The sequence below is a fragment of the Halothermothrix orenii H 168 genome, assembly GCF_000020485.1.
Lineage (GTDB): Bacteria > Bacillota > Halanaerobiia > Halanaerobiales > Halothermotrichaceae > Halothermothrix > Halothermothrix orenii.
In genome coordinates, this window is the sequence record NC_011899.1 from 2,142,013 (window position 1) to 2,157,074 (window position 15,062).

Annotated in this window: 13 protein-coding genes; 2 read left to right on the forward strand and 11 right to left on the reverse strand. The window is 38.8% G+C overall.

Translation table 11 applies throughout. The annotated features are described in order from the left end of the window. Positions 1 to 61: 61 nt before the first annotated feature. From HORE_RS10280 to HORE_RS10300, 5 genes are all read right to left on the reverse strand, one after another. Positions 62 to 919, reverse strand: coding sequence for a carbohydrate ABC transporter permease (locus tag HORE_RS10280; protein WP_015923703.1), 858 nt, complete (start codon positions 917 to 919; stop codon positions 62 to 64). Further along, positions 920 to 1,891 carry a carbohydrate ABC transporter permease gene (locus HORE_RS10285; RefSeq protein WP_015923704.1) on the reverse strand — a complete coding sequence of 324 codons (972 nt, stop codon included), beginning with the start codon at positions 1,889 to 1,891 and terminating at the stop codon, positions 920 to 922. Then, positions 1,888 to 3,972 carry a methyl-accepting chemotaxis protein gene (locus HORE_RS12565; RefSeq protein ID WP_015923705.1) on the reverse strand — a complete coding sequence of 695 codons (2,085 nt, stop codon included), beginning with the start codon at positions 3,970 to 3,972 and terminating at the stop codon, positions 1,888 to 1,890. The genes HORE_RS10285 and HORE_RS12565 overlap by 4 nt, the downstream gene beginning before the upstream one ends. A gap of 130 nt (positions 3,973 to 4,102) precedes the next feature. After that, a complete protein-coding gene (locus HORE_RS10295; RefSeq protein ID WP_015923706.1) occupies positions 4,103 to 5,350 on the reverse strand; it encodes an extracellular solute-binding protein in 1,248 nt (415 codons plus the stop codon). Positions 5,351 to 5,458: 108 nt separating this feature from the next. Next, entirely contained in the window at positions 5,459 to 6,619 is a 1,161-nt protein-coding gene (locus tag HORE_RS10300) for a response regulator transcription factor (protein ID WP_015923707.1), read from the reverse strand. 366 nt (positions 6,620 to 6,985) lie between these two features. Between HORE_RS10300 and fliK the strand changes: the two genes are divergently transcribed. Together fliK and HORE_RS10310 are read left to right on the forward strand one after the other, a co-directional pair. Next, positions 6,986 to 8,068 carry a flagellar hook-length control protein FliK gene (gene fliK, locus HORE_RS10305; protein ID WP_015923708.1) on the forward strand — a complete coding sequence of 361 codons (1,083 nt, stop codon included), beginning with the start codon at positions 6,986 to 6,988 and terminating at the stop codon, positions 8,066 to 8,068. Positions 8,069 to 8,264: 196 nt separating this feature from the next. After that, on the forward strand, positions 8,265 to 8,552 hold the full coding sequence (locus HORE_RS10310) for a FlhB-like flagellar biosynthesis protein (protein WP_015923709.1): 288 nt from the start codon (positions 8,265 to 8,267) through the stop codon (positions 8,550 to 8,552). 10 nt (positions 8,553 to 8,562) lie between these two features. On the opposite strand, the gene HORE_RS10315 is transcribed toward HORE_RS10310, so the two are convergent. From HORE_RS10315 to HORE_RS10340, 6 genes are all read right to left on the reverse strand, one after another. Continuing rightward, positions 8,563 to 9,594 (reverse strand): threonine aldolase family protein, encoded by a 1,032-nt coding sequence (locus HORE_RS10315; RefSeq protein WP_015923710.1) that lies wholly within the window; start codon positions 9,592 to 9,594, stop codon positions 8,563 to 8,565. Positions 9,595 to 9,708: 114 nt separating this feature from the next. Continuing rightward, complete coding sequence (locus tag HORE_RS10320; RefSeq protein WP_015923711.1) at positions 9,709 to 10,251, reverse strand: nucleoside-triphosphatase; 543 nt, start codon at positions 10,249 to 10,251, stop codon at positions 9,709 to 9,711. 288 nt (positions 10,252 to 10,539) lie between these two features. Beyond that, on the reverse strand, positions 10,540 to 11,511 hold the full coding sequence (locus tag HORE_RS10325; protein ID WP_015923712.1) for a PfkB family carbohydrate kinase: 972 nt from the start codon (positions 11,509 to 11,511) through the stop codon (positions 10,540 to 10,542). Between the two features lie 280 nt (positions 11,512 to 11,791). Then, positions 11,792 to 12,589 carry an ABC transporter ATP-binding protein gene (locus HORE_RS10330; protein ID WP_015923713.1) on the reverse strand — a complete coding sequence of 266 codons (798 nt, stop codon included), beginning with the start codon at positions 12,587 to 12,589 and terminating at the stop codon, positions 11,792 to 11,794. Next, the gene (locus tag HORE_RS10335) at positions 12,573 to 13,436 is read right to left on the reverse strand and encodes an ABC transporter permease (RefSeq protein WP_050748657.1); all 864 of its coding nucleotides are present in this window, start codon (positions 13,434 to 13,436) and stop codon (positions 12,573 to 12,575) included. Before HORE_RS10335 ends, HORE_RS10330 begins: the two co-directional genes overlap by 17 nt. Positions 13,437 to 13,633: 197 nt before the next feature. Continuing rightward, positions 13,634 to 14,611: an ABC transporter substrate-binding protein gene (locus HORE_RS10340; protein ID WP_015923715.1), complete on the reverse strand. Its 978-nt coding sequence runs from the start codon at positions 14,609 to 14,611 to the stop codon at positions 13,634 to 13,636. Positions 14,612 to 15,062: the final 451 nt, after the last annotated feature.

The window sequence follows — 15,062 nt, forward strand, 5'->3', positions numbered from 1 at the left end:
AAACCTTTAACTATAACAAATATTAAAATCCGGGAATAGAAATATCCCCGGATATATTATTTTATCCCTTGACACTCCCTGCTGTCAGTCCCTTAATAATGAACTTCTGGAATAACAGGGCCAGAATTACAGGGGGGAGAATGGCAATAAAACCTGCTGCAGATACCTGTTCCCAGGATGTTGTATACTGGCTTCCCAGTTCCTGAATAAATAAAGTCAGGGTAATTGATTGATTACTTTTAGTGAAGATTAAAGCCAGCAGAAACTCATTCCAGGCCAGAAGAAAAGAGAAGATACCTGTAGCCACAAGGCCCGGGGCCGACAGGGGAAGAATTATTTTAAAGAGAACCCCCCAGCGGTTTAAACCATCTATTAAACCGGCTTCTTCAAGTTCTTTAGGAATTGACATGAGGTATCCCCTCATAATCCAGATATCAAAACCAAGAATAAAAGAAGTATACAGGATTATCAGGTTAATCCGGGTATCATATAGCTGAACAAAGCTACCAACATAATACACTACCAGAACAAAAAAAGGTATGATCAGGGCTACGGTTGGTAACATTCTGGTTGAGAGCATACTCACCACCAGAAACTTTTTCCCCTTGAATTCCAGTCTGGCCAGGGCATAGGCCGCCAAAGTACTGGCCGCCAGGCAAATAATGGTAACCGATGTGGCAATGATAATACTATTTCTCAGGGCCGAGAGAAAACTCTCCCCGGTATGGGTTGATAGATTAAAAAAAGTAACATAATTCTTCAGGGTAGGGTTTTCAGGTAGCCACTGCGAGGTATCAAGTAATTCTTTGTGAGGACTGATACTTGAAATAAATAACCAGACAACCGGGGCCAGGGTCCAGACCACTATTAAAACTACACCGGCGTATAAAAAGAATCGTTTTACCTTCTTTGACTTCATTTATTCATCACCTTCCTCAACATAGAGGAACTTCATGTATACAAAAGCCAGAGCCATAATGATAGTTCCAATGATAAAGGAAAGGGCTGCAGCCCGGCCAAACTTCAGGAAAACAAACCCGTTTTCATAAGTTAATATAGAAAGAACCTTAACCTGATAGGACATAATGATGTAAAGGATGTCAAATACCCGGAAGAGTTCCATGGTTCTTAAAACCAGGATAACCAGGAGAACGGGCTTTAACCGGGGTAATGTAATATATTTAAATTTCTGCCACCAGTTAGCCCCATCAACATCTGCTGCTTCATAAAAGGAATCAGGAATTGTCTGCATTCCGGCCAGTAATAACAGGGCTACCAATGGAGTCACCTTCCAGGTGTCACCAATGATAATCATATGGAGAGCCCGTGAGGCACCACACCATTCAAAGAATTTTGCCATAAGGCTTCCGGCAAATGGTGTGACCTCCCTGAGCCAGACCACATTTTCTTTAATAATGTTTAAACCCTTTAAAATTCTATTGAGGGCTCCAAAGTCATTGGCATTATAAATCCACTGCCATATCCTGGCATTAACTACGGTAGGAACAGCCCATGGTATCAAAATTAAAGACCTTACAATATTACGTCCCCAGAACTCCCTGTTGAGGATGGAAGCCATGAAAAAACCAAGAATCAATTCAATCACTAAAGAGACAACGGTGAAATAGGTTGTTACCCTTAAAGACTCCCAGAAGAGTGGGTTTTTAAAAAAATACAGGTAGTTTTCAAGCCCTTTAAAAGTATATTTAATTCCACCGGCAATAACCCTGACTTCATTAAGGCTCATATAAAGGGACATAAAAATTGGAAATACAATAACGGCCAGTAAAATTAGAATACTGGGGGCCAGCAAAATATATGGGTATATACCGTCTTTTTTTTCTGCCAACATAACAGGTTTATTAATTTTTCTGGATAATAACCCTTTCAAACTATCCCCTCCTTCTCTTCTAGTTTGAATTCCCTGACCAGTTCGTTTAATTTATCGGCCATATTTGATAGTTCTTCAGATAATGAAGTAATCTCTTCAATGGAGGCTGTCTGTTCCTCACTGGCAGAAGCAACCTCCTGGGCACTGGCTGATGTCTGTTCGGAAATAGAGGCTATTGTCTCTACATTAGCAGCAATCTTCTTACTGTCAGTATTAACATCCTTAATAGCCTCATTAGATGATTCAATTCCTTTTATAACATCACCGATAATTTCCCTTATTTCCGTAAATGCCTCCTTAGCCGATGTTACTACACTTTCCCCCCGTTGAACTTCTTCGGTTCCCTGGGTCATTTTGATACTTGCCCGTTCTGATTCCTGTTTTATCTGTTCAATTAAATCTCTGATGCGATCAGCTGATTTTACCGATTCTACAGCCAGGTTTCTGATTTCATCAGCCACAACAGAAAAACCCCGGCCGGCTTCACCGGCTCTGGCAGCCTCAATAGCTGCATTTAGGGCCAGAAGGTTGGTCTGTTCAGCAATACTATTAATGATAACTACAATATCATCTATCTCCTCTGAAATTGAAGTAAAACTGCTTATCCCTGTAGCTACTTCCTCAATTGAATCCCTGATTTTATTCATCTGTCCACTTACTTTTTCTATCTCCTGCTGTCCCCGGGCCGTAGCCTTCTCCATAGTACCGGAGAGTTCTTTTAATTGAGTGTTTGTATTTTCCAGGTTTTCCACAACACCAGTTAAATTCTGCATTTTTTTGTTTATTTCATCTACACTCTCGGCCTGATTATCAGCCCCGGCAGCAACTTCCTGGATTGATTTTGCCACCTTTTCTGATATAATACCAACATCCCGGGAGTTTTCTTTCAGGTGATTGGAAGAACTATTAACACTGCTTGCGGCCCCGCTTATTGAGGTAATTATTCCCTGAAGCCGCCTGACCATATCATTAAAAGACCTATTCAAAATTCCCAGCTCATCACCACGGGTAACATCATTTCCTTTCAAATAGGTACTGTCAGTGATTTCACCTTCCTTCAGACGGTTAAACGAAGCCAGTAAACGTTTCAGCGGTTTTAATTGCCACCTTACCAGAAGATAGCCACCACCCAGGATAATAATGACACCCACCAGAGCAATACCCAGAATTGTAAATCCTATTTTACGGGCAGGATCTGTTAAAATAACTCTCGGCACATCTATTACCAGATAAAGCCTGCTACTCCGACCCAGCCTTTCCAGGGACTGGTATAAATCCTCTGTATATCTATAATTAGAGGAAACATTCTCTTTAATATTATTTATAATCCATTTATCCGTGACCTTTTTTCCAATTAAATCACTGTCAGGGCTATTAAGAATAATTCCGTCTCCATTTACAAGCTGCATGCTAAAACGGGAATCCAGTTCCATCTGAAATCGATTATAAATATTCATTAAAGAAATACCCATAACATAATGTCCAATGACTTCATCTTCCTTATTTATCTCTTTTTGAAAAAGAAGAACCGGTTTGTTATTAACTATAAAAACCTGGTCTTCCCTGGCTCCTTTATATTCTACTGTATCAAGCTTTTTTCCCACAAAATCATTAATTTGTTCTTTATTTTTGAGGCGTGAATCTGCTATTATTATTCCATCCTTATTGGTAATATAAACAAAGCTGGCCCCGTTAATAATTTTCTGCTGATTAGCCAGTATTCTACTGGAGTCAACTACCGTAAATCCATATATTTTAATGAAACCTTCAAGGTCGCCATTTTTCAGGTTGTAATTTACCATGTCCACAAAATGAAACAGGTCTTCATCTTTAGTAAAACTGGATACCTGTTTTCCCAGGTTTTCCATAAAATTATTTATAGTCTTTTTCTGTGAGGTTTTAACGGTCTCTATCTGTCCATTAACCTGTCTTAACACCATATTGGCCGTATAGTTATAGGTATAAAAAGAAACAAAGCCCATTACCAGAACAACAACAAAGGCCAGTATAGAGCTAATCTTTAAACTTAAGCCAATCTTATTAAAAAAGCTTATTTTTTTAATAAATTTATTAAAGGCCATGTCACCACACCTCTTATTAAATGGCCTGTTTCAAGTGGCCTGTTTTTTAAACTATAAACCGGTAACAAGATTATAAAGATGGAGTTATGAAAATAAAGGGAGGGTCGCCCCTCCCCTCTTTTTTCAAGTACTATTTCAGGTTTTTAATTTCCTTTACAGCAGCATCAAGGGCTTCTTCAGGTTCATATTTACCTTCCAGGCACTGGTGAATATATCTCTGTAATATGGAAGATACCTCCTGATAGTTGGGAACACGAGGCCTGTGATGAACACTGGCAATTTCTTTAGCTTTTATCTTGATGGTCGGGAAGTTAGACTGGGCATAGGCACTATTTTGGACAGATTTCCAGACAGGCATTTCTACCAGGTAACCACGCTGAACAACAGGACTGGTAATAAAACGGATATATTTCCAGGCCAGATCCTTATGTTCAGAGTTAGCCATTATAGCTGCTCCCTGGAATCCGGATACTGATGCTGTATTATACTTATACTTACCGAGGACATCTTCAGCCACCGGAATCAGTCCCATTTTACCTGAGTCTACTACCTGTGACTGTTCAGGATCTTTCATGGCACCATACTGGAAGGTCCAGTTGGTAGTAAAAGCAGCATCTCCGGCAATAAAGACATCTTTAGCCATATTTTCATTAAGTGTTAAAGACTGGGGATTAGCAAGTCCTTCATCCAGAAGCATCTTCATAAATTTAAGAGCCTCAAGTCCCGGTCCCCGGTTAAAAACGGGGTTACCATTTTCATCAAAAGTGTCTCCACCAAAAGCCCCGGTTAACCAGACATACTCACAGACCAGACCTTCTTTCTGGTTCCAGGAATCAACCAAGGGATACTCCACAATACCCTTTTCCTTCATAACCCTCATCTGTTCAACCATTTCTTCCAGGGTTTTGGGAGGTCCATCAAATCCTGCTTTTTTAATCATGTCTTCATTGTAGAAAAATAACTGGAAGTTAGCCAGGTAGGGCATGGCCCAGAGCTTACCATTATAGCGAAATGCATCGAGGATAGCTTTAGGTATATCATTTAAAATTCGATCATTAACACGGTCATCAATGGGCTCTACAAATCCATATTCTGCAAATTCAGCTGTCCAGATCAGATCTTCCAGTACAACATCATAAGTCCCGACAGGTACAGCAGCTGAAGTTACAATTTTATCGTGCATTTCATCATACTTTACAAAAGTAATATTTACCTCAACCCCGACAATTTCTTCAAAAACATCTGCCATCTGCCTGACTTCTTCAGGCTGATATCCTGCCTGGGCCATATAAAGGACATTTAACTCTTCCGCCAGGGCAGCACCACTTATTAACATAACCGACAGGACTACTACAGTTACCACAAGGAACCTCTTCACGTAAATACCCCCCATTTATTGGATTCTATATTAATAATACAAATTTTCTAAATTTTAAACAATTGAATATTTTTAAGAATCCTCGGATTATTTTAAGATTTTGGAGGGCTATTCAAATAAAATAAAATTTTCCCGGTAAGTAGTTGGGGATACACCTGTTCTCTTTTTAAACCAGGAACTAAAATAATAGGGGTCATCAAAACCTATTTCATCTGCAATCTCGTATACCTTTTTACCTGTTGTTTTTAAAAGCTCTCTGGCTTTATTTATCCTGATATCATCAAGATATTCACTGAAATTCTTTCCTGTATATTTACGGAAGAGTTGACTCAGACTGCTGTTGCTTAAATTAAACTCTTCAGCCAGCTGGTTTAACGTTAGGCCACTTGACAGGTTTTTATTTACCGCCTCCTTAACCTTTAAGACAAGTTCCCTATCTTCTGATTTTTGCTGAGCTATGTACTGACTAACCTTTACTAAAAATCCTGTTAACCAGGTTTCCATGGTTTCTTTTGAAACCTTTTCTACATCTATTGATTTGTTACCAAGCTCCATAAAATCTATAATCTCCTTTAAATCAAAACCCATTTCTTTTATATTTTTCAGAGTTAAAAGAACAACAGTATGGATAATAAACAGGGCTGACTCCTGATTTATATTTAACTCGTTTATATCTTCAAATAGTTTTTTAATAGCTATAATTAAATCCTCTTCACGTCCATTTTTAAGTTCATTAAACATATTCTCATTTTTAATTATTAAAGAATACTCCCTGAAAAATTCATCACGGTCTCTGTTAAAAAACATCTGTAGTTTACTGTCTAACTGGTCATTCTCTTTCAATATTTTATTTAGTTCCTGTTTAAATCTCTTCAAATCTTCCTTCTCTTTTCTCTTTTTAAGTAACTGTTTCCGGGCCCGGTTTACAACCTCTAATAACCTTGAAGAATGAAAGGGCTTGAGAAGATAATCAGTAACCCCCAGCCGAATCGACTTCTGAGCATATTCAAATTCAGCATGACCCGAAATGATAATAGTAGACATATCGGCCTTATTATCTTTAATTTCCTCAATTAACCTTATCCCTGATATGTCGGGCATTTTAATATCAGTTACCAGGATATCAATCCTGACATTATTCAATATTTTAAGGGCTTGTTTGCCATTCCGGGCTGTGTACACTTTATAACCGTTATCCTCCCAGTCAACATGACAGGCAATTTTCTCCAGTAAAGGCTTTTCATCCTCTACCAGCAGCAGGTTATACAATATTCTTCCCTCCCATGATTAAATTAATAAAACTAATACCCAATTATCATAAAAAACAATCTACCGGAATATTTAATCTAAACCTGAATTTTTTATTATTAAATTCCATTATTTTTATCTATATTACATATATTCTACATTTTTTAAGTATAACCTGTTAAAAATTGTATTCTTTTGTGTTGTGGATTTACTCCCACCTCCAGAATCTGATTGCCACAATCAGGGAAACCATAAGCCACCCTCCAGGAAATTAATAATTGATATAACCATTTAATAATGTTAAAATTAACATAACTTAAAAGTTATATTAAAGGACTTATTTTAAACCTTAAGGCCTGACATTAAGACTATACTGTGGTGATTTTTATGAAAGTTTCTAATTTTAACGAACTTTATAACAAATTAATTATCGATTTCTTAAAAAACCTGGAATTATCAGATGTAAAAACCGAAACTACTGGAAAACACGCCAAATCAAACACAACAACTCCTGACTTTCCGGTAAGGGTTGATAAAATATCTATACCCACTGATATAAAAAATATATTAAAGGGTTTAGACCCCTTACTCCAGGAAAAGTTAATAAAATACTGGATTAACCATAAACTCCCTCTGGACATCAAACTTTTGACCACATTTATTAAATTAATTAAAAAAACAAGACCCGGAGCAAATCTCAATACCATGGTTAAAAGCTTTGCTCTGTTAGTTAAAAATAAATTACCCCTGGCTTCGGAGCTCTTCAAAGGGTTAATACTCTCATATAATTCCAGGGAATCAAATTCTAGCGAATCTTATGTATTTCAAATGGGGGGATTAAGGGATCAACTCCCCCGGAAGTTAACCAGAGAGTTCCTTTTTTATCATCATGATTCCCCGACCCGGATAGAAGCTAAATTAAGTAATTATACAGAAAAACTTAACGAACTATTACAAACCCTTGAAAATTTAAAGGAAAATAACAGTCAATATAAAAAGCTGTTTAACCAGATTACTGGAAATAAGTTAATTAACCTGACCTCAAATGAAAACCTCCTGTTATCCCTTGAATTACCACTGACCTTTCCAGATCAAAACCGGCCTTTGCCCCTGTACTGTCAGATCTGGAACCAGCCCCGGTCAAAAAAAGGAGGTAACCAAAATGGAAAAAATAAATCATACCAGATTGTTTTCTTAATTGAACTACCCCGTAAAGGACTGATTAAAGCCCAGATTATATATAAATCTGGCCACATAAAAAGCTCATTCCAGACCGGTTCTAACCGCACCGCCGAACTCATCAAACAAAATCTACCACAGCTTATTACCAGGTTAGAAGAAAATGGTTTTTCAATAGACCCACCCGTAGTAGAAACCATTAAAGAACACAGATTTGATTCCGGGTATAAAAAGTCCGGAACCAAATCGATAACTGAAAACTTCAGGGGTCATTTTGACTTAAGAATCTAAATACATAACTTTGTTATACTCCAACCAATTCTGTTGTAAGTACTTCTTTTATTATAGGTACTTCCCTATAATCAATTATGTAATAAGAGTCAATTAATCAAATTTTATAATAACAATTTATGAGCCCGGTTTTACAGCCAGAAGTATGGAAAACCCCGGATGATGAAAGATCCCTAATTGCAAAGGTGATTTTTATATGGATAAAAAAGTAGATAATAAAAAACAGGACAAAATAAAAAAGGCAGTAGCCTTAAGATATAATACCAGTAAGGATAATGCCCCCCGGATTGTAGCCTCCGGTAAAGGAACAATAGCAGAAAAAATAATGGAAACAGCCCGGAAACATGATATCCCTATAGAAAAAGACCAGGACATTGTTGATGCCCTGATCCGGCTCAATATCGGAACTGAAATTCCTCAAGAATTATATAAAGTAATTGCTGAAATATTAAGCTTCATTTATAAACTCGAAGGTCTCAAATGAAAGACCTTTATTAACTACCGGTCACTTCTTTAATTACCGTTAAAGCATAATCAATATCCTGACGATTAACATCCAGGTGAGTAACCGCCCGGAGGGTATCTTTAGCGATTATACTGACCCTGACCCCTCTCTTAATCAATTCTTTAGAAAATTGTTCTGCTGTCAGGCCCTTAACCTTAAAGATAACGATATTGGTCTCAACTGTCTCCGGATCAATCTCTATATTTTTAAGCCGGGCCATCTCTTCGGCCAGATACCTGGCATTATCATTATCTTCCTGTAAACGCTCAAGGTTATGCTTCAGGGCATAAATACCTCCGGCAGCAATTATCCCCGCCTGACGCATAGCCCCTCCCAGCCTCTGTTTCCAGTATCTTGCCTCTTCTATAAAATCCCTGGAACTGGCCAGTACTGAACCAACCGGAGCCCCTAACCCTTTACTGAGATCAATCCAGATAGAATCAAAGTGTTCAGCATACTTCGAAGCTGGAATACCGGTAGCGGCAACAGCATTTAAAAGACGAGCTCCATCCATATGGGTCTTTAGATTATGCTCCCGGGCCAGCTGGCAAATATCTTCAATTACATCCAGGGGCCAGATGGTACCTCCTCCCAGATTTGAAGTCTGCTCAATGGAAATAAGCCGTGTCCTGGGGTGGTGGTAATCAGATGTCCTGATGGCCTTTATAACCTGTTCAGTGGTAAATATACCATTCTCACCATCTAAAGGGTTAATTGATGCACCACTGATAACACTGACCGCTCCCCCCTCAAAATGAATGGGGTGGGCTGTTTTATCCATGATAATTTCATCACCCGGCCGGCAGTGTACGGCAAAGGAAATCTGATTGGCCATTAATCCCGATGGTAAATAGATAGCGTCTTCTTTTCCCAGTAATTCTGCTACCATTTCATTCAGGCGATTAACAGATGGATCTTCCCCCAGTTGCTCATCGCCAACCTCGGCTTTAGCCATAAATTCTCTCATTTCCTTAGAAGGTCTGGTTCCAGTATCACTGAATAAATCGACTTTAAGCTTCAATGAATTACCTCCTTTATGAAATAAAGTTCTTACATATATTTTCTCCAGACAAAAATTTTGCTATCTATTTGTTCTCAATTATAACTTTTTTTATTGTTTAACTAATAGTATTCCTTACAGTATATCTTTTACCCTTTCCAGAACCTCATTATAGACCCTTTCCCGTGACTCTTTACTTACTACAAAAAACTCACAATCCCTTCTTTCCATTAAATTATTTATAAAGGGATTATTTTTAACGTTGACAGCTCCCAGGACGGGTTTAGGGGTATCGAGTAAGCCTTCTATTTTATTTATAAAGACATTTGCTTTAAGTTCAAATTCTCCCAGTCTATCTATAACGAGAATGTCACTGGATACAAAACCCCTGGCCAGGAGTTCTACCCCCTTTTTATCATAAACACTGCTCCTTATGTGCCAGGTCTCATCTCCCTGCCGTCTGGCAACAATATTCTCAGGATCAAGCTCCGGAACCTGGTTATTTCCACACAAAACCCTGGCGTCAATCAGAAAACATTCTGTCCAGTCTCTCTCTTCTTCTACTATTTCCTTGATAATAAACCCCCCGGAATTTAAACCGAGTTCCTGAATTACATTTTTGATAATGGTTGATTTACCACTCCCGTCATCACCACTTAAAAAAATATTGTTAGGCATAAAAACCTCCCCCCAGCCTGTCTAATAAAAAAGTATTAACCAAAGTCAACTTAATGCCAGTAACCAGATTGGTATATTTAATATATTCATGGCCTTTTATTAAAAATCCTGCAATAATATTACAAATTTTAGACTTTTATGAAAATAAAAATAAGATATTAGTGGCCGGTGTTAGAGTTAGAAAAATCAATTATGAAAAAAACCTAAATTAAAAAAATGACTGCCAGTTTGGAAGCAGTCATTTTGTAAACCCATGTAATAATCCAGTAATTAAGAAGGTCTGATTAATTAACTACCTCCTTCAACTTCATCAATAAAGGGAAGGGATGGAATTCCTCCATTCCTGGTAACAACAATAGAGGCAACTTTATTGGCAAAGGTTAATATTTCTTCAAGTTTTTTTGTACTTAAGCCTTGTAGGTTAGTAAGATCAGCTTTCACCAGACTGCTTAATACTGCAGCCACAAAACTGTCCCCGGCTCCGGTAGTATCTATAGCTTTTGTCTTAAATCCTTCTACCATTCCATAACCAGCTGATGAATAATAAAAACAGCCTTCTCCCCCCAGGGTTACAATTATTAGCTCAGGCCCCTTTTGATAAAACTCCTGACAGGCCTTAAGTATACTTTCCTCTTTTAAATCATTCAACCCTGTCAGTACCTTTAACTCCTCTTCATTTATTTTTAGAATATCTGCCTCTGGTATAACCTGATTAATTTGTTTTACCGCTTCCTCAAGAGAACCCCAGAGAGGAGGTCTAATATTAGGGTCAAAGGAAACAGTAACCCCTTTACTACGGGCCTGTTTTATAAGTTTAAGGGTAGTCGTTTTTGACGGATCAGTAATCAATGAAATAGAACCAAAATGGAATATATGACTCCCCTCCAGATAGTCAAAATCTACCTCTTCAACCCGGTAAAGCATGTCAGCCCCGGGTTTCCTGTAAAAAGCAAAATCCCGTTCCCCATCACCCCTCAAGGAGACAAAAGCCAGGGTTGTCATGGCTTCTTCAGTCAAAACCATCTGGGAGGTATTGACCTTATTATCCTCAAGAGTCTTTTTTAAAAAATAACCAAAAGCATCATCACCAACCTTTCCCATAAAACCGGCAGACACCCCCAGGCGGGCCACCCCGACCGCTACATTAGCTGGCGCCCCACCGGCCGCCCGGTGAAAATCACTTACCTCATGGAGGGCACAATTTACCTGGCGGGGTACAAAGTCAATTAAAGCTTCTCCCATGGTTATAACTTCTGGCACAATAATCACTCCCCGGTATAAATCATTTTTTATCAAAGATAACCTATAGAAACAATCATAAACAAAATAAAAGGGAGTATTACTACCTCCCTTTTATACTATACCATATGTTTTCTGAATAATACATACCTGTTTCTAAATTAAATGATTTAATAAAAGATTTACGACCAGAGTTTTGCAACCAGAAAAATCCATTATAAAAAACTCAGAATTTAAAAAGTTAAATAGAGAATAAATAAATTATTTAAATACTTCCAGAACAGAACAGGAATCCATCCTGCTATCTACTTAATAAAACCCGGTCATCTGTAAAATCGTGGCCACTTTTTTCGTTAAACTTTTTAAGAAGCCCCTCAACAGTTGTATTCTCCCGCTCCTTATCTTTCAAATCGAGGATTATTTCTCCCCTGTCCATCATTATGGTCCTGTTTCCCATCTCCAGAGCCTGTTTTAAATCATGGGTTACCATCAATACTGTGAGGTTATTCCTGTCCACAATTTTCCTGGTTATCTCTATAATTTTTACAGCAGTCTTGGGATCAAGGGCAGCGGTATGTTCATCCAGCAAGAGGATTTCAGGATTACCGGTGGTTGCCATCAATAAAGTCAGGGCCTGCCTTTGTCCTCCTGACAGTAATTTTACTTCGTCGTTTAATCTATCCTCCAGGCCCAGACCCAGCCAGCTTAAGGCCTCACGATATTGGGACCTTTTCTCCCGGTTTAGCCCCAGTTTTAATCCACGCTTTCTACCCCTTTTGTCAGCCAGGGCCAGGTTCTCTTCAATAGTCATTTCAGAGGCTGTTCCCTTTAAAGGATCCTGAAAAACCCGGCCTATTAAAGACGCCCTTTCATAAACAGTTAAATTGGTAACATCCTGACCACCTATCCTTACTTGACCCCGATCAGGTAAGTAAGTTCCGGCCACAATATTTAAAAGAGTAGATTTACCGGCACCGTTACTCCCGATTATGGTTACAAAGTCTCCCTTTTCCAGTTTTAAATTAACTCCCTTAAGGGCATAGTTCTGGTTTACCTTCCCAATATTAAATACTTTATGGATATTAGTTAATTCCAGCATGCTGATCGCCCCCTTCCAGCAGGTGTTCAGCGAATTCATCCTGAATCATAATCTTTCTTAAGGAAGGGGCCCCTAAAGCCAGAATAACCAGCAGAGCCGTTACAATTTTAAGATCAGTCGGAGCAAACCCCAGCTGTAAGGCAATTGAAATAGAGAGACGGTAGATGATAGACCCGGTAATAACGCCAAGAGTTGCCAGAGGTATTTTACGGGACCTGATAACCACCTCACCGATAATGACTGAAGCCAGACCAACTATAATCATACCCATACCCATTCCAATATCGGTAAACCCCTGATACTGGGCTACCAGGGCCCCTGACAGGGCAACCAGCCCATTGGCCAGGCTTAACCCTAATATTTTTATAACATCAGTATTGACCCCGAGGCTTTCCACCATTACTGGGTTATCTCCTGTCGCCCTCAGGGACATCCCTATTTCTGTAAAAAGGAAATAGTCAACCAATAATTTAATCAGTAAAACTATTATTATAAAGGCCACAAGTGATACATAAGATGAATCTATCCCCCACCCCTCCAGAACAGAAATGATGGTTTTTGTTCTCAGGAGGGGAATATTGGATCTTCCCATAACCCTTAAATTAATAGAGTATAATGATGTCATTGTCAGTATACCGGCCAGAAGGCCTGCTATTTTCAGTTTGGTATTAAGAATACCGGTTATAACCCCGGCCAGGGCCCCAGCTACAAAGGCCAGAAAAGTAGCTAAAAAGGGATTTAAGCCAGAAACAACCAGAATAGCAAGAACAGCACCTCCCAGGGGAAAACTTCCCTCAACAGTAAGATCGGGGAAGTCCAGTACCCGGAAGGTTAAAAAAACCCCCATTGCCAGAAGACCATAGGCCAGGCCCTGCTCAAGGGTTGGTATTATTAATCCTAACAATATCCTCACTCCTTTAAAAATAACCGAGCTTAAGGGCTGTTATCTCAAATCAGGTTAAACAACCCCTGCCCGGTTTAATAATTGAATACAGACCGACCGTAACGGCCGTATAATTAGGCTTGTTAATAAAATATATCTAATTAATAGATTTTTGCCGCCTCATTCTTAAGCTCAGAAGAAATGGTAACTCCCATTTCTTCAGCCGCCTTTTCATTTATTACCAGCCTGACCTTATCCTGTTTCTGTATTGCCATCTCTTCCGGTTTAGCATCATTCTTAATAACCTCCAGGGCCATCTCCCCTGTTTGATATCCAAGCTCGTAATAGTTAATACCTACAGTAGCCAGACCTCCCCTTTTGACCGAGTCCTCTTCCCCGACAATAAGTGGAATATCATTCTCTTCGGCAACTTTAACCACCGATTCAATGGCAGAAACCACTGTATTATCGGTTGGAACATAAATGGCATCTACTCTGTTTATTAGAGACTGGGCCGCCTGATATACACTACTACTATTACTGGCAGTTGCCTCTACCAGTTCTATATCAAGCTCCTTGCAGACTTTACGGGCTAAATCCACCTGGACAACTGAATTAACCTCACCGGCATTATAAACCACTCCGATTTTAGTGGTATCAGGTTTAAACTTCAAGAGGAGATTAATCTGTTTTTCTACCGGTGTCATATCAGTAGTCCCGGTCACATTGGTTCCCGGTTTCTCCATAGACTTAACCAGGCCAGCTGCTACGGGGTCGGTTACTGCCGTAATAAATATCGGTATATCCTTTATCGTATTGGCAACAGCCTGGGCTGTTGGAGTAGCAATTGCCAGGATCAAATCAGGTTTTTCCCGCTTAAACTTTCCGGCAATCGTCCTGGCCAGAGACATATCGCCCTGGGCATTCTGATAATCGTATTCAATATTTTCTCCTTCCTTATACCCATTATCAGCCAGGGCATCGATAAAGCCCTTACGGGCTGCATCCAGAGCCGGGTGTTCAACAATCTGAACAATACCTACTTTTAGTACCTCTGATTCCTTCTCACAACCTGCTGCAAACAACAATAAAAAAAAGACCATTCCTGCCAGAACTACTTTCCTACTCACCTTCTCCATTATCAAAAATCCCTCCAGTAAATTTGAATAAAATTATGTAATTGTTAATATTTATAAAGATTATAACATGGGTTATTTTGGTTGTCAAACACATTATAACAGCCCGAATAACAGGTTTCACCTGGCCCCGATGCCCCCCTTTTATCCTCTTTTTACTACAATCCATTCAATCCCTTAAAGTATATTTACTTTTAAATAAGTTATTGACATGACGGGCATTAACATTACCTTTAAAGTAAGTTTTCTTTAAGTTCACAGGATACAATAATTGACAGGATACAATAATTAAATGTTTTTATTAAAAAACAGAGGTATATACCTGGTTTGTACCATAAAAACCCGGGGGTTATTTAAGATTATTTTTATAAAGATTTCTTTTCGACGTTATATTTATGCACAGTAACGATACATGTTGAATATACTAATCTGAGATATAATTATAATTCAGGGT

What these genes read in the sequence shown, in the direction of transcription:
- HORE_RS10280 (WP_015923703.1), bottom strand. Translation starts at nt 919, where the DNA reads ATGAAGTCAAAGAAGGTAAAACGATTCTTTTTATACGCCGGTGTAGTT.
- HORE_RS12565 (WP_015923705.1), bottom strand. Translation starts at nt 3,972, where the DNA reads ATGGCCTTTAATAAATTTATTAAAAAAATAAGCTTTTTTAATAAGATT.
- fliK (WP_015923708.1), top strand. Translation starts at nt 6,986, where the DNA reads ATGAAAGTTTCTAATTTTAACGAACTTTATAACAAATTAATTATCGAT.
- HORE_RS10310 (WP_015923709.1), top strand. Translation starts at nt 8,265, where the DNA reads ATGGATAAAAAAGTAGATAATAAAAAACAGGACAAAATAAAAAAGGCA.
- HORE_RS10320 (WP_015923711.1), bottom strand. Translation starts at nt 10,251, where the DNA reads ATGCCTAACAATATTTTTTTAAGTGGTGATGACGGGAGTGGTAAATCA.
- HORE_RS10330 (WP_015923713.1), bottom strand. Translation starts at nt 12,589, where the DNA reads ATGCTGGAATTAACTAATATCCATAAAGTATTTAATATTGGGAAGGTA.
- HORE_RS10335 (WP_050748657.1), bottom strand. Translation starts at nt 13,436, where the DNA reads ATGGGGGTTTTTTTAACCTTCCGGGTACTGGACTTCCCCGATCTTACT.
- HORE_RS10340 (WP_015923715.1), bottom strand. Translation starts at nt 14,611, where the DNA reads ATGGAGAAGGTGAGTAGGAAAGTAGTTCTGGCAGGAATGGTCTTTTTT.